Raw genomic sequence first — 17,609 nt, forward strand, 5'->3', positions numbered from 1 at the left:
TTGGGGGCTCTATTTTGCTTTTTGTACAGAATGAAAACTTAGCATTTTCATTGTATATAAGATTACAAGTAAAAACATAATTGCGCCTAGGAAGAAAATCCAAAAGTAATTTTGGTTAAATAAAAGAAATCCACCTATAAGTGGCCCTGTGCCCATACCAAGATAGCGGATGAAGTTGTACATACCGATAGCTGTTGCGCGTTCTTGTACGAATTCTTCTGTTAATAAAGTAGTGTGAGTTGGCATAGAAAGTCCCATACTAAAACCGTACAAAGATGTAACGATAATGATGAATGGGATATTGATGTTATATGTGAAAGAGAATAAAACGACACATATAATATTGAAGAAACTCGTAATAAATAAAGCTTGCTTTGTTGTGAGGCGTTTTTGCAAAAATTTGTAGCAAAAACTTCCTAGCATGATAGAAAGAGACATTGGTACAAACATAAGACCAATTTTATTTACAGTTAAATGAAATGAATTTGTTAAAATACTCGGTAAAAAAACGAGAAAGCAAAAGTAAATACAAAATTGAATGAAGCCAATAAGAGTAATAGAAAATCCAGTTTTATTTTTTAAGATAAGAGAGTAATTCTTTTGTGCTTTAGATTGTTTAATTATATTTGGCTTTGTTTCTGGGAGTAGTGAAATGTTTATAATTAATAAGATAATGCCAAGTGTAGATAAAAAGAGAAATACAGATAAGTGACCATGTATACTGCCAAGATAACCACCTATGAGAGGAGCCATTGCAGGTGCGAGGGCAAGTAACATTTGGTATAGGCTCATCGCTTCTCCGCGTTCTTTTCCTTCAAATAAATCGCCGATAATCGTTGCTGAAACTACAGGTATAGCCGCTATTCCTATAGCTTGAACAGCTCTAAAAAAGAGAAATAAATAAATGTTTGTCGAAAAAGCACATCCGATTGAACCAATTGTACTAATGACTAAACTAGGAATAAGGACAGATTTTCTTCCTTTTGTATCAATTAAAGGTCCATATACGAGCTGCATAATTGCAAGAACGAATGTGAAAAGTGAAACGGTTATATTTACAAGATAAAGAGAAGTGTGAAAAGAATTTTGAATCATCGGTAAGATAGGTGTGTAAATATTTTGCGCGAAGGAACCGAGTAAGGCACTAATACAGACAACATATAAAATAAAAGTTAGTTTAGAGTTTTTCATCATGTTAACCTCCTTGTGATTTAGTTTCCTCGGAAACTAAATTTATTTTAACATGATTTTCTTACTTGTAAAGATGAAAAAATGGTTTTAAAATGGTATATAGTTAAATTGTTTCTTTGGAAACTGAGGAGGCGAACGGATTGAAGCATGCAACGAAGCAAATGGAAATACTTTCGGACATTCGTACACTTTTGCATAAAAAAGAAGAACATTTAAAACGACAAAATGAGAAGTTTCTTCGTGAGACAGGCGTAAGTAGTATGTCTTTATCTGAGTTACATGTAATCGAATGTATCGGAAAAAATGGTTTGATGAATGTAACGGCAATTACGACAGAAATGGGCATGACGAAGGGAGCAATCTCTAAAATTTGTACAAAGTTGTTTCAAAAGCAATTCGTTGAGAAGATGCAAATGTTAGATAATCAAAAAGAAATCTTCTTCAGCTTAACGGAGAGTGGGAATGAAATATATAAAGCTCATGAAAAATTGCATAAGCAAGCTGAAGAAAAGTGGTTGTTACTTTTAGATGGATATACGAAAGAAGAGCAAGACTTTATTCAAAGGTTTATAAAGGATGTCTCCGGTCATTTGGAAATATAATTGGAAGAAAAAACTCCTTTTTCTCAAGGCTTTTAAATATAATTTCTGAAAGAACTCATATATAATAGAAAAAGATACTTAACATGGTGAATAATTAAAGAGTCAATATATATAGAGGAGAGAGTAACATGCTTGAAAATACGGGGTTAGTATTAGAAGGCGGCGGTATGCGTGGTGTATACACGGGCGGGATATTAGAATACTTTATGGAACAAGATTTATATTTTCCATATGTAATCGGTGTATCAGCTGGTGCTTGTCATGCAGCGTCGTATCTTTCCAGACAAAGAAATAGAAATAAAACGGTCAATATTGATTATGCATCACATCCGAAATATTTATCGTATAAAAATTTATGGAGAAAACGTCAGCTATTTGATATGGATTTCATTTTTCATGAAATTCCAGAAAAGCATGTGCCGTTTGATTTTGAAACATACTTTAATAGCCCAGAACGTTTCCTTGTAGGAACGACGGATTGTGAAACAGGACAGTCTGTTTATTTTGAAAAAGAAGGAACGAATGATGATGCACTAAATTTATTACAAGCGTCTAGTTCATTGCCTTTCATTGCACCAGTAGTAAATTATCGTGGTAAGCAACTGTTAGATGGCGGGATTTCTGATCCAATTCCAGTTCGTAAAGCACAGGAAGATGGATTTAAAAAATCAGTCGTAATTTTAACGAGAAATCATGGTTACGCAAAGAAAAAATCAAGATTTGGGTGGATTGCTGCGAAAGCTTATAAAAAATATCCGAACCTTGTGAACACGATGCTAAATCGTTATGAAGTGTATAATGAAACACTTCACTATATTGAAAAAGAAGAACAAGCTGGGAATTTATTTGTTATTCGTCCAGAAGTACCGCTTCAAGTAGATCGTATGGAAAAAGATACAGCAAAACTACAAAATCTATATGAGCAAGGCTATGAAGATGCAAAGAGACAGTTTGCAGATTTGCAGGCGTTCTTGCAAAAATAAATATTAGGCTGCGGAGAAGAATTTCTCTGTAGCCTTTTTATATTGCTTTTAAAAAAGGAAAATAGAGCATCGAATTTCGATGCTCTCTACTTTTTATGTATAAAAAAATCCCTCTTTATGAGGGATTTTAATGTGGTAAGAATATCAATTGATAAGCAAACAAAATTCCAAATACATACACAAGTGGGTGAACAGCACGGAATTTACCTTTTGCCACTTTCATAAGTGGGTATGAAATAAATCCAAGTGCGATACCTGTTGCGATACTTGATGTAAGTGGCATGCTTAAGATTACTAAAAATGCTGGGAATGCTTCATCAAATGCGTCCCAATCGATGTGGCGAACTGAGCCCATCATAAGACTACCAACGATAATTAATGATGGAGCAGTAATAGCTGATACACCAGAAACAGCACTTACTAATGGTCCGAAGAATGCTGCTAATGCGAATAGAACAGCTACTGTAACAGTTGTTAAACCAGTACGACCACCAGCTGCAACACCAGCAGATGATTCAATGTAAGCTGTTGATGGTGTCGTTCCGAACATAGAACCAATAGTTGCTGAGAATGAGTCAGATAGAAGAGCTCGTCCTGCTTTTGGAAGCTTTCCGTCTTTCATAAATCCACCTTGTTGTGCAACGCCAAGTAATGTACCTGTTGTATCGAATAGTGTAACAAGGAAGAATGAGAATACAACGCCGTATAATCCGTAGTTAATTACGTCAGATACAGCTGTAATTGGATTTGAAACGATAATTCCTTCTGGTAAACCAGGCATTGATGTAACACCGTTTGAGAATGATAATTGTCCCGTGAAAAAAGCGATAATACCAGTTAATAGCATCCCGATAAATAGTGCGCCATTTACATTTAAAGACATAAGGACAATTGTAATTCCAAGTCCAGCTAATGCTAGTAGTACTGGAGCAGAGTGAAGATCACCAAGTCCAACTAAGTTTGCATCATTTTTTGTAACGATACCTGTTAAACGTAAACCGATAAAGGCGATAAATAGCCCGATACCAGCAGTAATTGCATGTTTTAAGTTTTCAGGAATTGCTTCCATTAATTTTGTACGGAAAGATGTAAATGATAGCAAAATTAAAATCATACCTGCTACGAATACAGCAGAGAATGCAATTGCGAAAGTCATGCCTTCATGCGCTTTTACAACAGAGTAAGAGAAGTAAGCATTTAATCCCATACCTGGCGCGATTGCGATTGGTAAGTTTGTAAAGATTGCCATAAATAATGTTCCGACAACAGCAGCAATAATTGTTGCTGTAAATGCTTGTTCAAATGGAACACCTGCATCTCCAAGGATAACAGGGTTTACGACAATGATATATGCCATTGTTAAGAAGGTAATAATACCTGCCATAATTTCAGTTTTAATAGAAGTTTTATGTTTTGAAAGGTTAAACATATAAACATCCTTTCTGTTTACGAATAATTTTCACAACAGTTATATATAATATTCGTTTTTTATCTATTTTGCAATAGTTTTGCATAAAAAGTTTATAACAATTCATATTTTGTGTCTTAAATTCGAATATTAATCGTAAAACGATGTGTGAATTTCAGCTTTTTATTGTGCACATGCTAAGGAAAAGGAGTTGAAAGAAGCTATGCCACAGCAAAAAAACTTTATAACAATGCCTGCGCAACATCAAAATAAGCAGCCAGGTATTGAATCATTAATGAGCCCCCTTCCGCAGTTTGAAGATGCAAACTATAAAGGAAGTGAAAAGTTAAAAGGGAAGAATGTGTTAATTACGGGAGGGGATAGCGGAATTGGACGAGCAGTTTCCATCGCTTTTGCAAAAGAGGGAGCAAATGTTGCGATTGCTTATTTAGATGAGGAAGAAGATGCAAATGAGACGAAACAACGTGTTGAAAAAGAAGGTGTAAAGTGTGTATTGTTGCCGGGGGATTTGAGTAATGAACAGCATTGTAAAGATATTGTGGAAGAGACCGCCCGGCAGTTAGGTAGTTTAAATATTTTAGTGAATAACGTTGCACAGCAATATCCGCAGCAAGGGCTAGAGTATATTACAGCAGAACAGCTAGAAAAAACATTTCGTATTAATATTTTTTCTTATTTTCACGTTACGAAAGCAGCCCTTTCTCATTTGAAGAAAGGGGATGTCATTATAAATACGGCATCTATCGTTGCATATGAAGGAAATGAAACGTTAATTGATTATTCCGCAACGAAAGGAGCAATCGTAGCTTTTACAAGATCACTTTCTCAATCGTTAGTGCAAAAAGGGATTCGGGTAAATGGTGTTGCACCAGGCCCGATTTGGACACCGCTTATTCCATCGAGCTTTGATGAGAAGAAAGTCTCTCAGTTTGGGAGCAATGTTCCGATGCAAAGACCTGGTCAACCATATGAATTAGCGCCGGCATACGTATACTTGGCATCTGGTGATTCATCCTATGTTACTGGGCAAATGATACATGTAAATGGGGGCGTTATTGTAAATGGATAGTTTTCATTTATAAGAGCAAAGTAATGTTAATTCCACTTATTATAGGGAGCGCTAGGGGGGATATAGCTGAAAAAGTTATGTTTCATCATACTATTATTTTTCATCCTACCGGTTAGTGCTTTTGCTAATACAGATCATTTAATATTAGTAAATCTTACGACGAACCAGTTGTCTTTTTTTGAAAATGGAAATTACACAAAAACATTTCCAGTAACGACTGGAAGAGATCGTACACCTACGCCTGAAGGTAATTTTTGTATTATAACTAAATTTAAAAATAAAGAATACCATCGAAAAAAAATACCTGGGGGTGCACCGAATAACCCTCTTGGTACGAGGTGGCTTGGACTAGATAAGAATGAATATGCAATTCACGGGACGAACCGGGAATGGACGATTGGAAGTAGGGAATCAAATGGCTGCATTCGTATGCATGACAGGGATATACAATGGTTATATGACCGAGTACAATTACAAACAAAAGTAATCATTTCTCGTTTTCATACGAGCCCCGAATATGAAGCGAATAAGCTTGGTTATCGCGTTGTGAGCTGGAATGGTCGAAAAATAGAAGAAGAACAAATTGGAGTACTTACGCTAGTAGACCGCGCGGATATATATTGGCAAGAACCAAATGGACAGTTAACGAAAGTGAAAACGGTATTGCCAAATGAAAGATATCCAGTGTACTCAAAACGAAAAGATGGAATATATTATATAGGAAACAATTCGTATATTATAGATGAAACAGGAGAGAAAGTTCGTTACGAGCAAATTCCTTCTTCGATTTTAAGTAATATATATAAACGGAAATACAATGTTCCGTAATGGCTACCGTATTATAGACGGTAGCTTATTTATACTTGGAGTTTAACTGCAACTATTGTATTTTGCTGAATATAATACAGTACAGATAGGGGGCGGTTATATTATGAAAAGTGAATTTGCGTTTAAAGTTTTCTTAGTAACGACCTGTTTATTTATCGTGTATTTATATGCGTTTCTCGTCTTTTCTTTTTATGTTCCATATGTTGATTTAATATTGTTCTTCGGATTTATTTGGGCGTTTGTGAAAGCGAGGGAAGGAGAGAAGAGTATATATCGGCGCATTACCCTATGCGGGACGGCCGTTCTCGTTATTTTGTACTTTTTTATTATGCATGATTTTTGGAGAGGAATGTAAAAAAAGCATACGATTAATCGTATGCTTTTATATCTGTTAATGATGGAAGAGAGGCAATTGCACCGTAATTTGTACATGTGATAGCGCCTACTTTATTGGCAAAGGAGATAAATGCTGTTAAGTCTTTGAAATGATACGAAAGTGTATGTTCACTTTGGGCAATCTGATATAACATTGCTCCAACGAAAGCATCACCAGCACCAGTTGTATCGACTTGTTGAATGGAAATAGAAGAGACAATAGTTTGACCTTCATTTGTCGCAAGAAGGGTACCGTCTTTTCCAAGTGTAATAGCTACTACTTTTGCGCCATAATTTAATAATTTGAGTGCAGCTTGTTGTAAATCACTCTCTTTAGAGAGCATAGTAGCTTCCTCTTGACTTACTTTTACGAAGTGTGCATGTTTTATAAAGGTTAGACAATCTTGAGAGAATTGTTCTGTATTTGTAATGAGTGCACTTCGATAATTTGGATCAAAAGAAATAAAATGGCCTTTATCTTTCGCATATTGTAACAACTGAAAATACGTTTCTTTTAATGGGCTTGATAGTAAAGCTGTCGCTGAACCGAAATGTATTAAATCATTCGTTTGTATTTTTGATAAATCAATGCTATTGAATTGATATTCACCATCTGCACCACGCATAAAAGTAAAATCACGTTCGCCATCTTGATCGATGGATACGAATGCAAGTGTTGTTTGTTTATCTTTTATGAGCATGGATGTATCGACTTGCGCACGCTGTAAAGTTTGTTCAAGAAACTCACCAAATGGGTCGTTTCCTACTTGCCCCATAAATGTAGCGTGTCCACCTAATTTTGTAATCGCAGCAGCAACGTTAGCGGGTGCTCCACCAGCTTTTTTTTCGAAATCTGAACCGTTTACTAAAGAAACGTTAGTATTTCGGCACACAAAATCAATTAATAGTTCACCTATACAAAAGACATTTCTCATACAATCCCTCTTTTCAGCTTATATTGTGTGATGGTAAAGCTTAGTTTTGCATCTGAAAAGATTGCGATATGATGTTTCATGTCTTTTCGGGGAAAAACTCGGGACGTAAAGACTGTTGAACCATCGTATAAGAAAATTTCCACGATGCTTTTATCTACAAATATTTGTAGTTCTATCGTATCTTGAATATTGATTTTTTTACAGCGTTCAAATCCATATTCTCCGCCAAATTGATGGTAGAAGTTGCCCCTGTCTATAGAAATAGTACCTTGTTCCCGATTAAATGTAATGGGGAAACATTCCTCCTCATTGTGGAAGAGAGAAAGACCAAAACGCTTTGCATCTTCTGTTTTAAGTGTAACAATTAATTCATAGGAGTCTTCATCATCAAGCGTTGATAATACATTTAATCCAGCTGTTATATCTCCTGAAATGTCTTTTTTTGTTGTTCGTAGTTTTGTTAATTCTGAAACTGGTTTTTGTTTTAAGATGTTATCTTCTAATGTTAATTCACGTGGAAGTGTTAGGCAATGAGCCCACATATAATCATCAGAAGGATATGTGATTTCACTTGATCCTGCCCAAGCAAACAATAGGCGACGACTAGTAGAGTCTTCTAAAGTTTGAGGGGCATAAAAATCGAATCCTTTATCAGCTTCGTAATAGGAATCAACATGGAAATATAAATTTTTAATATCGAAATAGCCTATAGCATAAACGACATTGTATACATTGTGAAAGTTTTCTCCGTCTTTTTCAATTCCTTGCGGTGAAAAGAGAAGTACATCTTTCCCTGATAATTGGAAGTAATCGGGGCATTCCCACATAAATCCGAATTCTTTTAAGTTTGTTGTAATTTCGCCTTGGAAATGCCAATTGTATAGGTCTTGTGATTTGTATAGTAATAGAGTTCCTGTTTTATTTTCACGTTGGGCACCGAGTAACATATAGTACATATCATTATGTTTCCAGACTTTTGGATCACGTACATGTTTTGTATATCCGTCAGGAATTATATCAATAACAGGATTATTACTATATTTCGTCATCGTATATTGTGAATCCATTGTTGCCATACATTGTTTTGCATCACGGGAATCATCAGGCTTTTTTATATTCCCTGTATAAAGTAGATGAAGAAGGCCATCTTTCACGATAGCACTACCAGAATATGCACCGTGTGATTCATAGCTTTCAGTAGGGATGATGGCTACAGGCATACGCTCCCAGTTAATAAGGTCTTTTGACCTCACATGCCCCCAATGCTTCATTCCATGAATGGGACCAAATGGATACCACTGATAAAAAACGTGATATTCATCATTGTAGTATGATACACCGTTAGGATCATTCATTAATCCAAATGGTGGGTGGATATGATAAATTGGTTTCCATGAATCTTGGTTTGCAATTTCATATAAAGAATGTAATTCGTCTTTATTAGATTGCAGTATTGTTTTATATTTTGACATAGGTTTTCACCCCGTTATTATTTACTTTCTTTATATAAAATGAATGTGGCAACAAAAGCAGTGATAACTGCAATAGCGAAACCAATTATATAGTGAATCATGTTCATCATGCCAAGAGGTGCAACAATTGTAAGCATCGGAATACCTGTTAAACCGTATGCATTAGCCGCTACTTGCATCCAAACAACGTAAGCGCCTCCAATTGCGCCGCCAATAGCTGCTGCAATAAATGGTTTACCAAGTTTTAAATTGACACCAAAGATAGCTGGTTCTGTAATTCCTAAAAATGCTGAAGCTGCTGCTGGAATTGCAATTTCTTTTGTTTTTTTGTTTTTTGTTTTGAAATAGACAGCTAAAGTAGCGCCGCCCTGTGCAACGTTCGCCATTGACCAAATAGGGAGTAAGAAATTGACACCGATATCTTTATTTGCGAGTAAGCCCGCTTCAATAGCGTGGAAGCTATGATGTAAGCCAGTAAGAACGATTGTTGAATACAATCCACCGAATATAAGTCCAGCTACTGGTCCTGCAAATTGATAAATTGTATTTAAAAGGTACGTAATGCCGTCACCGATTTTATATCCAATTGGTCCGATAATAATAAGTGATAAAAAGCCAGTTATAATAATTGTTAAGAATGGTGTAACTAATAAATCTAAAGAGTTCGGAACACGTTTTCGAAGTTCTTTTTCAATTGTACTCATAACATATACACATAATAAAATAGGTAAAACAGTACCTTGATAGCCAATCATATCAATATCCATACCAAGGAAATGTAAAACAGTGGGTTTTGCATTTGAAAGAGTCCAAGGATTTGTTAAGTTTGGGTGAGTTAATATACCACCAACAACTGCACCTAAGAAAATGTTTCCACCAAATTCTTTAGCGGCACTAACTCCAATTAAAATAGGTAAAATGATGAAAGCTGCACTTGAGAACATATCAAGTAATTGGATAAGTGAGTGATCTCCAGGAACTAATTTAAACGCTTTCAACATTCCGAGTAGACCCATAAGTAAACCGCTTGCGACGATAGCTGGAATAATTGGAACAAAAATATTAGATAGTGTCTTTGCTAGGCGGGCGATAGGATTCATTTTTTTCTTAGGTATATCGTTTGATGTTGTAGAATCTAGTTCGGCTATTCCAATTAGTTTTGAGAATTCATCATATACTTTGTTTACTATGCCAGTTCCAAAAATAATTTGATATTGCTCGGTCGTTGCAAAAGCACCTTTTACTCCATCGATGTTTTCGATTTCTGCAGCGTTTATTTTCGTATCATCCTTTAATATAAGACGAAGGCGAGTCGCGCAATGTGTGGCACGAACAATGTTTTCCTTTCCACCAATATTCTGTATTACTTGAGTTGCAATTTGTTTCATATCCATAAAAATTCCCCCTTACTATAAATTTTCTTTTGTGGAACCGGTTCCGCAAAAAGTTAAAATAAAAAACAGGGAAATGATGTTGAAAATCCTGTTTTTAAAATGTGGAACCGGTTTTAATTTTATTATAGAGCGCCTTTATATTTTGTCAACGCTTTCTTGGATTTTTAATGTATAACGAGAGTGTAATATTTTTGGTATAGTTTTGTTTTCAACAAGCTGTGAAAGAGAAGTGGCAGCAAGCTTTCCAGCATACTCATAGTCAAACGCAATTGTCGTTAAACTAGGGTGTACCATTTCTGAAATATCATATCCACCGAATCCTGTTACAGAAATATCACCTGGTACAGAAAGAGAGTGGGAGTGAATGACTTTCATTGCGCCAAGAGCGATGTTATCTGTAGCACATACGATAAGAGTTGGGCGATTATTATCTAAAATATGTTGTACTTGTTTCATGGCATCTTCTATGCGGAAAGTTGTTTCGTAATATGAAACGTTGCAAGTCGGTTCTAAATTTTCAATTGCTTTTTGAAAACCATTTTTTCGATTTATTCCAACAGAAATATCATCTTTTTCTATCCCTAAATAGGCAATATGTCGATGGCCTTGCGATAAAACGTATGCCCCTAACTCATAAGCTGCATCATAATCATCGTGAACGAGGCAATATTGATCTTTATATTCTTGCCCGACGAATAAAATAGGGATGTTTGAATTAGCCATAATTTTTTGATGTTCATTCGTTAATGTTTTTGTTAATAAAATAATGCCAGCTACCTTTTGTTTTATAAAGTTTTCAATTGCTTGTATTTCAGTTCCGGTTGTTTGATTTGCATTTGCTACAAGCATTTGATAGTTATTTTCCTGTAATGTTTTATCGATCCCGATAAGTGTTTTCATTGTAGCGAAGGAGTCTAATCGGGGGATGATGACACCAATTAAATTTGTTGTTTTTGCTTTTAAACTTTGAGCAAATGTATTGGGAGAGAAATTTGTTTCTTGAATAATACCTTCGATTTTAAGTTTTGTTTTATCACTTACATATCCGCCGTTTAAGTAACGAGAGACTGTGCTTTTTGCAACTCCAGCCAATTTGGCGATATCTGCAATTGTTTTAGCCATAGTATTTCACCTTCGCATTCATAAAAATGTTAACTTTATTATAGGGAGAATTAGAGATGACGTAAACAAGAAGAGAGAAAGAAAAAACCACCTCACGTATATGAGGTGGAATAATTGTTAATATCTAGGCTTAAATGTATGACAACAAGTCTCTACACTCGTTGCTACAGAACTTTCTAGCGTTTCGTTTGTTAAAACAGCAGCTGTATATGAATCATTTTCAGTTTGACCAGTTTCATCTGCATCAGGCTGAACGATGATCGCACTTGCTTGACAAAAGTTACCTTGTCCCCAAAAAGAACAGTTGGAAACAGAACATCTTACTTCTGGCATAAAACCCCCTCCTTATACATTAGTGTGGGATTTTACGCCCATTTCATGTGTAGAAGGAGTTTCCTTTTCTCGTTACTTTTTCGTTTGCTCAAGCCATTCTTTTAATTTGTCTTTCGGCTGTTCACCGCTAATACGGCTCACTTCTTTGCCATCTTTAAAATGAATGATTGTTGGTGTACCTTGAATTTTATATTCATCCCAAGGAGCATCTAATTTTTCAATATCCATAACTTTCATATCAACGTTTAAGTCTTTAGCCATTGGCACTAGGACAGGAGATAATTTTTGGCAATGAACGCAAGATGTTTGATAAAAGTATACTGTTTCTTCTTTTTTCTCTTTTAAGTTCTTTTGAAGATCTGAAAGAGAAATTTTATTTGTGTAGTAGTCAGGACCGTTTGTCTTACTTTCAGTAGGATTATCAATCTTTTGACTAGTAGCATTTTTTTCTTCCATTTGTGTTACAGCGAAAATTGCCACGAACAAGGCGATAATAATACCACCAAATATAAGCATTTTTTTCATTCTTTCATCTCCTTATTTGTTTTTGATGACAATAAAGCTACAAACAGCGATTGTAATAAAGCCGATAAGTGCTAAAAACGGGATTGTCACAAAGCCGAACCAGTTTATGTATTCTCCCGTACATGGTACACGTCCACAAGCTGCCCCAGCAGCTGAAAATGCTGCGACTTTTTGAATTGCATAGTGATATAAAGAAATACAAGCACCAATACTTGCAATTGGTAAAGAATAACTTGCAATGCGATAATCTTTCTTTGCTACAGCGATACCAAGCCATAAAACGAATGGATACATAAAAATACGTTGATACCAACAAAGAACACAAGGCTCAAATTTCATGATTTCGGAAAAGTACAGACTTCCTAGTGTAGCGATAAAAGAAGCTCCCCATGCGGTAAGTAAAGCATATTCTTGCTTTTTTTCTCGTCCCATATTTTATACCTCTCTTATAATAGTTACATACTAAATTATAGTATGAAGTGGTATGGAAAAGAAAGAAAAAATATGTTTATCAATAAAAGTTTTATAAGGAGAAACTTTTATTGATATAAACATTTTAAAAAAGCGCCATTCTCCGGAAGAGAATAGCGCTATATTTTACATTTGAATTTGTTCTACTTCTTCTACATGCGACTTTTGGGATGCATGGTCAATATATTGAAATAGGAGCTGCAATTGTTTATCAACTTCTGGTAGTTCCTTGCTGTATTGATAAGCGTGTAAAAAATGCTCAATACGCTTAGAAAATAATTGATCGTTCGTTTGAACCATGAGAACGAGTAATTTATCCCAATTACAGCAATACGTGTAATAGAGAGCTTTATCATAGTCGTTATATGTTTGCACTGTGTACCCTCCTTACCGAGAGTTATATATAGTGTGTGATAAGTAAGGAGAAATACACTTGAAAGAATTTGTTAAGAAAAAAAGTGAATGAAAAGAAAAAACGAGGAGTTTCCTCGTTTTTTAAGCTTTTGGCATTGGCGTAGGTGTTGGTTTGCCATAGCCTTCTTTATATTTATTATCGATATAGTTACGAATTTCTAGCGTTGATTTTCCTTTTTGTTTCATGGAAGCAGATTCAACTGCGATTTCTAGGCAATTGACGCAAGTCGTTGCGTGGGAATCCCAAACAACTTCACCATTCTTTTTAATTTCACGGATAAAGCAGTTTTTATTATTTTTATGTCCTACACTTTCGCCGCAACCACAATAGCATGGAATCCAATCTAATAGCTCTGCATTTTGTCCAGCGACGGTGTAGATATCTTTCATTTGTGGATCAAGCTTATCTAGGAAGGTCGGAAGTGTGTCGACTCCTTTTGTTTTCTCTTGAATGTCAGCTTGCTGAGTGTGCGATGCGTGGTCATGTTCTTCTTTTTTTGATTCAGAAGATTTTTGGTCATTTGTACCAGTACTTCCGCATCCAGCAAGAATTAAGCTTAGTACTGCAAGTAAAGAAAATACATACTTTTTCATTCGCTTGTCCCCTTTACAAATGTATTAATCAAATTGTATCAGAGATTACGGTGTATCGGTTGAAGATTTTTTTGACTGATTTTTGAAGCGCCACCTTAGCGAATGAACTAGAAATAAAATTGGGATATAAGCGTATACAATATACAATCCCGCTTGAGATAGTACAGTATTTAATGCGTTGATACTTTCCCGATTTTTAAAAAATAAAGAAGCTGTAAAAACGATGAAAATAAAAAATGGTAGTGTAAATTTAAATGAAATATGAAAGGAACGCTTCATCGTTTGACATGATGACCAAATAGTTAAACAAAGATTCGGCAAAATTATTAAAAACCAAACAAAAATAATAATATATTCGAACCGTTGAATAAAAGGAACTTTAATTATTTTTAACATCGTTAAAGTAGGCCAAATAGTGTGATTTAATTGTCCTTCACTATAATACATAAATGATACAATAGCTAAAACTACATAAATTAGAGTGCTAAAAACAATCCCTGCGTGAGCCCATCTTTTTAAAGATTTTCCTTTTTCAATAAAGGGATAGAAGATAAGAATTGTTTCAAATCCGAGAAATTCTAATGCAGATTGTTTTGCTGACACAAGTATGTCGAAAGGGGAATGCGTAAAAATAGGTAAAATATTACGAAAATGTGCATACTTCATCGGATAGACTAAAAAGAATACAACGAACATAGGAAGAACAATACCCCAAAAACATATCCCTGTCACAGAACGGAAGCCACCTTTTATAATGTAGTAAGTGACCAATAAAAACATTAGGGTAAGTTTCCATAACTTAATGGTAGGAAAGATCCAAACTTGTATTACTTCCATATATGTACGAAGAACAGTAAGGCAAAATAATAAGCAATAGAGAGTGAAAATTACAGAAAATATAGAGCCAATCCATTTTCCAAAGGTTGTTGTATGAATGCTAATTAAATCTCCGTCTTTTTCAAGCATTTTTAACATACAAAACAGTACAATATGAGTTGCAATACCTGCAATAATAAGAGAAATCCAAGCATCATAACCTGCATTTTTCAAAATTACACGTTGATATCCGAGAATTCCTATTCCGATTTGGAGAGAATGCAATAAAATAAATGCAAAATATGGAGAGACAGTTTTTGTTTTATTCATTGTATTCATTGCTCATTTCACCTCACTATTCCCCGATTCCAGATTGTACAATATTAAGATCTAAATTTATATCCACCGCTACATTTTGATACATATTTCGAATTTGTTTTATATTCCATTTTCTCGTATGGCTTCTAATTTCATCTCGTATTCCTAAAGGATCAATTTTCTTTTCTTGAAATTGTTTTATTAAATCTTCACAGTCTTTTTCAACATTTCTTTCAATTTGTTTTTTTATATAGTTGATATTTGTTTTTTTTCTTAGATCAATCCAATTTGGAGAGTTTTTAATTAATCCATTTAATTTTAAATGGATTTTTACTTTTGGTATGTCGCCAGTTTGATCTATATCATACTTATTTTCCCCAGCTAAGTTTTGTATAACAACCATACCTTTATGTTTATCCTTTGTTATCGCTGCTTCGTAACGTCCATTTTTCGTAGGGTTAATAAGTAATTTTGCTAAAACAGAATGTCTTTTATCCGTATACATAACGACTTTATCGCCTTTTAAAAAAGCAAGTCCTTTGACAGCGACGGAATGATTATCGTCCATTTTAAGATAAGGGACATAGGCATCACATACAGAAGAGTAGTAATTATATAAAAAAATGTCTAATGCGGTTTGTGGAATGTTCTCATTTCGGATATTTTGTTCAAGTAAATCAGCAATGTATAAAGATCCATTTTTTTTTCCGTAATTTAAAAGTTCCTCAGCTGATCCATCTACAATTGCTAGTTGTACATCGCGCCCGATATTTGGGTCACGTTGTAAGTTAGTAATAATCTCTCCCATTCCGCGTTCTCCTAGAGCCTTTCCAAATAGGACGACACGCATTTGACCTACAACGACATTGTGAGGTGATTTTGCATTTAATCGTGAAGCGATTGTCTCAAGTGAACGGGCAGATGTTGATTGAGTTTCTGGTTTAGACTTTACACCATGTGTGTACTCTGGGAAGAGAATAGTTCCTTGGAATCTTTTGTTTTTTGTGATGTCAAATCCAGCGACATGAATAATACGCTGCGTATCCACTATATACGTTTGTGTACAGCCAGTTTGTAACATGAAGAAGATAATGATAATAAGGTGCAATAAAATTTTCTTCATTCATTCTCACCATCACGTTTTTGCTTCGATTTGTTTGGATTGTAGCGCCATTTTGATTTTGGTCTAAGAAAAGAAGGTCTTTGTGCCGTTTGACTAAATGGTAATCGAAGAAAACCTTCTGCTGTACCTAAACCACGAAATGGATATAAAGGTAACAAATAAGGTGATCCAAGCGATTTTAATTTAATTAAATGAGCTAAAATAAATACAAATCCGACAGCGAGGCCTAATCCTCCGAATGCACCGGCTAAAAGAATAAGCGGAAAGCGTAACAACCGGATAGTAGAAGACATCTTTACTGTTGGTGTTGTGAAAGATGCAAGAGCGGATAAAGCAACTGCAATTAATAAAATTGTACTTGTCAAAGCTGCCTCCACGGATGCTTGGCCAATTACAATCCCCCCAACAATCCCGATCGTTTGTCCGACTTTTGTCGGTAAACGCGCTCCCGCTTCACGAAGCAATTCAATTGTAATTTCTAAAAAGAGTGCTTCTAGAATAGGAGGGAAAGGTACGTTAGCTCTCGAGAAAATAATAGGACCTAGTAAATCGGCAGGGATCATTTGATAATGATATGTTAAAGCCGCTGTATAAATAGCGGAGGAAAAAAGAGAAAATATAGCTCCGAAAAAACGAATAATACGAAAGAACGATCCAATCATCCACGGTAAATAATAATCTTCTGGTGAAATGAAAAAATCCAGTAACGTTGTTGGTCCTGATAAAGCATATGGAGAGCCATCTGTTAAGATTAAAACTTCCCCATTAATTAATGCAAATACAGCTCGATCTAATCGTTCTGTAGGTAATAGAACAGGAAAAGGTGAATTGCTATTATCACTAATAAATTGCTCAATCATAGTTGAATCAAATGGGACATCAAAGTCAATGTCTTCTAGCCGTTGAATTGCGGTGTTGACAAATTGTTCATTTGTAATTCCTTCTATATAAGCAACTGCTACTGTCGTTTTTGATATAGATCCGACGGTAACTTCTTTAAAAATGAGTTGCTCCGTTACGATATTTCGGCGTAATAAGTGGATATTTGTATCAAGGTTTTCAACGAAACCGATTTTAGGCCCGATTACGCTATACTCATTTTCTGTATCGTTATATAATCGTTTTCCTAAAACAGTACTTTCGGCACGAATTAAAGCATATTGATCAGGATTCGAATTGTTTTTTAAGCGTATTAAAATATATCCACCTAATAATTTTTCACGAATATCATCAATAGAAGGGGAGGTAATGATGTCTTCAATAGAGATGATATTACATAAATCAGAGATGTTTTGAATTTGTTCCGATTCCTTTTTTATAGGAGTTAAAATGAATTGTTTAATAATAAGTGCTTCCACGACAGATTTATAATAAAACAAGCACAACGTTTCATCTTTAAGTATGTTATAGGAGACAAAATCGCTTGATTCTTTCATGGTTTGTATAAATTCTGGAATAGAACAAAGTGTTTTTGTATTAGTCTTTTTTGATTTCTTAGATGATAAACCGAACATTTCCTCACCCCTAACTTACATCATTTACTTGTGTTAGTTTTTGGGAAAGACGGGAATTTATACTTGAAAATTGAAAGTTCATAAAGAAAAGGAAGAGTATT

Annotated in this window: 19 protein-coding genes; 5 read left to right on the forward strand and 14 right to left on the reverse strand. The window is 34.9% G+C overall.

What is annotated here, in order from left to right:
- Positions 1-9: 9 nt before the first annotated feature.
- Positions 10-1,191 (reverse strand): MFS transporter, encoded by a 1,182-nt coding sequence (locus GBN91_RS20405; RefSeq protein ID WP_152122117.1) that lies wholly within the window; start codon positions 1,189-1,191, stop codon positions 10-12.
- A gap of 140 nt (positions 1,192-1,331) precedes the next feature.
- Here GBN91_RS20405 and GBN91_RS20410 point away from each other — a divergent pair, with 140 nt between their 5' ends.
- A complete protein-coding gene (locus tag GBN91_RS20410) occupies positions 1,332-1,793 on the forward strand; it encodes a MarR family transcriptional regulator (protein ID WP_000679681.1) in 462 nt (153 codons plus the stop codon).
- 128 nt (positions 1,794-1,921) lie between these two features.
- Positions 1,922-2,776, forward strand: coding sequence for a patatin-like phospholipase family protein (locus GBN91_RS20415; RefSeq protein ID WP_000892679.1), 855 nt, complete (start codon positions 1,922-1,924; stop codon positions 2,774-2,776).
- Between the two features lie 127 nt (positions 2,777-2,903).
- Here the strand turns inward: GBN91_RS20415 and GBN91_RS20420 are convergent, their stop codons facing one another.
- Positions 2,904-4,205 carry an NCS2 family permease gene (locus GBN91_RS20420; RefSeq protein WP_000482713.1) on the reverse strand — a complete coding sequence of 434 codons (1,302 nt, stop codon included), beginning with the start codon at positions 4,203-4,205 and terminating at the stop codon, positions 2,904-2,906.
- A gap of 202 nt (positions 4,206-4,407) precedes the next feature.
- On the opposite strand from GBN91_RS20420, the gene GBN91_RS20425 reads away from it, so the two are divergent.
- The 3 genes from GBN91_RS20425 (at position 4,408) to GBN91_RS20435 (ending at position 6,457) form a co-directional block, all read left to right on the forward strand.
- The gene (locus GBN91_RS20425; protein ID WP_001136261.1) at positions 4,408-5,274 is read left to right on the forward strand and encodes an SDR family oxidoreductase; all 867 of its coding nucleotides are present in this window, start codon (positions 4,408-4,410) and stop codon (positions 5,272-5,274) included.
- Positions 5,275-5,340: 66 nt separating this feature from the next.
- Positions 5,341-6,102, forward strand: coding sequence for a L,D-transpeptidase (locus tag GBN91_RS20430; RefSeq protein ID WP_025709928.1), 762 nt, complete (start codon positions 5,341-5,343; stop codon positions 6,100-6,102).
- A gap of 103 nt (positions 6,103-6,205) precedes the next feature.
- The gene (locus GBN91_RS20435) at positions 6,206-6,457 is read left to right on the forward strand and encodes a hypothetical protein (RefSeq protein ID WP_000834195.1); all 252 of its coding nucleotides are present in this window, start codon (positions 6,206-6,208) and stop codon (positions 6,455-6,457) included.
- Between the two features lie 13 nt (positions 6,458-6,470).
- Here GBN91_RS20435 and GBN91_RS20440 read toward each other — a convergent pair whose 3' ends face one another.
- The 12 genes from GBN91_RS20440 to GBN91_RS20495 all read right to left on the reverse strand — a co-directional run bounded on the left by GBN91_RS20440 (position 6,471) and on the right by GBN91_RS20495 (position 17,508).
- Positions 6,471-7,412: a carbohydrate kinase family protein gene (locus GBN91_RS20440; RefSeq protein ID WP_001246640.1), complete on the reverse strand. Its 942-nt coding sequence runs from the start codon at positions 7,410-7,412 to the stop codon at positions 6,471-6,473.
- Positions 7,409-8,884, reverse strand: coding sequence for a beta-fructofuranosidase (gene scrB / locus GBN91_RS20445; RefSeq protein WP_152122119.1), 1,476 nt, complete (start codon positions 8,882-8,884; stop codon positions 7,409-7,411). The genes GBN91_RS20440 and scrB overlap by 4 nt, the downstream gene beginning before the upstream one ends.
- Positions 8,885-8,901: 17 nt before the next feature.
- Positions 8,902-10,278: a sucrose-specific PTS transporter subunit IIBC gene (locus GBN91_RS20450; RefSeq protein ID WP_000367318.1), complete on the reverse strand. Its 1,377-nt coding sequence runs from the start codon at positions 10,276-10,278 to the stop codon at positions 8,902-8,904.
- Between the two features lie 135 nt (positions 10,279-10,413).
- Positions 10,414-11,400: a LacI family DNA-binding transcriptional regulator gene (locus GBN91_RS20455; RefSeq protein WP_001140402.1), complete on the reverse strand. Its 987-nt coding sequence runs from the start codon at positions 11,398-11,400 to the stop codon at positions 10,414-10,416.
- 117 nt (positions 11,401-11,517) lie between these two features.
- Positions 11,518-11,733, reverse strand: a complete 216-nt coding sequence (locus GBN91_RS20460; RefSeq protein ID WP_001115482.1) for a DUF1540 domain-containing protein — start codon at positions 11,731-11,733, stop codon at positions 11,518-11,520.
- A 72-nt stretch (positions 11,734-11,805) separates the two neighbouring features.
- Positions 11,806-12,258 (reverse strand): thioredoxin family protein, encoded by a 453-nt coding sequence (locus GBN91_RS20465; RefSeq protein ID WP_000738450.1) that lies wholly within the window; start codon positions 12,256-12,258, stop codon positions 11,806-11,808.
- A 12-nt stretch (positions 12,259-12,270) separates the two neighbouring features.
- Positions 12,271-12,690, reverse strand: a complete 420-nt coding sequence (locus tag GBN91_RS20470; protein WP_000532263.1) for a disulfide formation protein C — start codon at positions 12,688-12,690, stop codon at positions 12,271-12,273.
- Positions 12,691-12,855: 165 nt separating this feature from the next.
- A complete protein-coding gene (locus GBN91_RS20475; protein WP_001195459.1) occupies positions 12,856-13,104 on the reverse strand; it encodes a YhdB family protein in 249 nt (82 codons plus the stop codon).
- A gap of 120 nt (positions 13,105-13,224) precedes the next feature.
- Complete coding sequence (locus GBN91_RS20480) at positions 13,225-13,737, reverse strand: PCYCGC domain-containing protein (protein ID WP_000761026.1); 513 nt, start codon at positions 13,735-13,737, stop codon at positions 13,225-13,227.
- A 45-nt stretch (positions 13,738-13,782) separates the two neighbouring features.
- Positions 13,783-14,892, reverse strand: a complete 1,110-nt coding sequence (locus tag GBN91_RS20485) for a GerAB/ArcD/ProY family transporter (RefSeq protein ID WP_001095034.1) — start codon at positions 14,890-14,892, stop codon at positions 13,783-13,785.
- A gap of 16 nt (positions 14,893-14,908) precedes the next feature.
- Entirely contained in the window at positions 14,909-15,994 is a 1,086-nt protein-coding gene (locus tag GBN91_RS20490; RefSeq protein WP_152122121.1) for a Ger(x)C family spore germination protein, read from the reverse strand.
- Complete coding sequence (locus GBN91_RS20495; protein ID WP_152122123.1) at positions 15,991-17,508, reverse strand: spore germination protein; 1,518 nt, start codon at positions 17,506-17,508, stop codon at positions 15,991-15,993. The genes GBN91_RS20490 and GBN91_RS20495 overlap by 4 nt, the downstream gene beginning before the upstream one ends.
- Positions 17,509-17,609 lie beyond the last annotated feature (101 nt).

The sequence above is a fragment of the Bacillus sp. B1-WWTP-T-0.5-Post-4 genome, from assembly GCF_009183795.1.
GTDB classification, from domain to species: Bacteria; Bacillota; Bacilli; order Bacillales; family Bacillaceae_G; genus Bacillus_A; species Bacillus_A cereus.

What these genes read in the sequence shown, in the direction of transcription:
- GBN91_RS20470 (WP_000532263.1), bottom strand. Translation starts at nt 12,690, where the DNA reads ATGGGACGAGAAAAAAAGCAAGAATATGCTTTACTTACCGCATGGGGA.
- GBN91_RS20420 (WP_000482713.1), bottom strand. Translation starts at nt 4,205, where the DNA reads ATGTTTAACCTTTCAAAACATAAAACTTCTATTAAAACTGAAATTATG.
- GBN91_RS20485 (WP_001095034.1), bottom strand. Translation starts at nt 14,892, where the DNA reads ATGAATACAATGAATAAAACAAAAACTGTCTCTCCATATTTTGCATTT.
- GBN91_RS20405 (WP_152122117.1), bottom strand. Translation starts at nt 1,191, where the DNA reads ATGAAAAACTCTAAACTAACTTTTATTTTATATGTTGTCTGTATTAGT.
- GBN91_RS20415 (WP_000892679.1), top strand. Translation starts at nt 1,922, where the DNA reads ATGCTTGAAAATACGGGGTTAGTATTAGAAGGCGGCGGTATGCGTGGT.
- GBN91_RS20440 (WP_001246640.1), bottom strand. Translation starts at nt 7,412, where the DNA reads ATGAGAAATGTCTTTTGTATAGGTGAACTATTAATTGATTTTGTGTGC.
- GBN91_RS20460 (WP_001115482.1), bottom strand. Translation starts at nt 11,733, where the DNA reads ATGCCAGAAGTAAGATGTTCTGTTTCCAACTGTTCTTTTTGGGGACAA.
- GBN91_RS20435 (WP_000834195.1), top strand. Translation starts at nt 6,206, where the DNA reads ATGAAAAGTGAATTTGCGTTTAAAGTTTTCTTAGTAACGACCTGTTTA.
- GBN91_RS20450 (WP_000367318.1), bottom strand. Translation starts at nt 10,278, where the DNA reads ATGGATATGAAACAAATTGCAACTCAAGTAATACAGAATATTGGTGGA.
- GBN91_RS20495 (WP_152122123.1), bottom strand. Translation starts at nt 17,508, where the DNA reads ATGTTCGGTTTATCATCTAAGAAATCAAAAAAGACTAATACAAAAACA.
- GBN91_RS20455 (WP_001140402.1), bottom strand. Translation starts at nt 11,400, where the DNA reads ATGGCTAAAACAATTGCAGATATCGCCAAATTGGCTGGAGTTGCAAAA.
- GBN91_RS20465 (WP_000738450.1), bottom strand. Translation starts at nt 12,258, where the DNA reads ATGAAAAAAATGCTTATATTTGGTGGTATTATTATCGCCTTGTTCGTG.
- scrB (WP_152122119.1), bottom strand. Translation starts at nt 8,884, where the DNA reads ATGTCAAAATATAAAACAATACTGCAATCTAATAAAGACGAATTACAT.
- GBN91_RS20425 (WP_001136261.1), top strand. Translation starts at nt 4,408, where the DNA reads ATGCCACAGCAAAAAAACTTTATAACAATGCCTGCGCAACATCAAAAT.
- GBN91_RS20490 (WP_152122121.1), bottom strand. Translation starts at nt 15,994, where the DNA reads ATGAAGAAAATTTTATTGCACCTTATTATCATTATCTTCTTCATGTTA.
- GBN91_RS20480 (WP_000761026.1), bottom strand. Translation starts at nt 13,737, where the DNA reads ATGAAAAAGTATGTATTTTCTTTACTTGCAGTACTAAGCTTAATTCTT.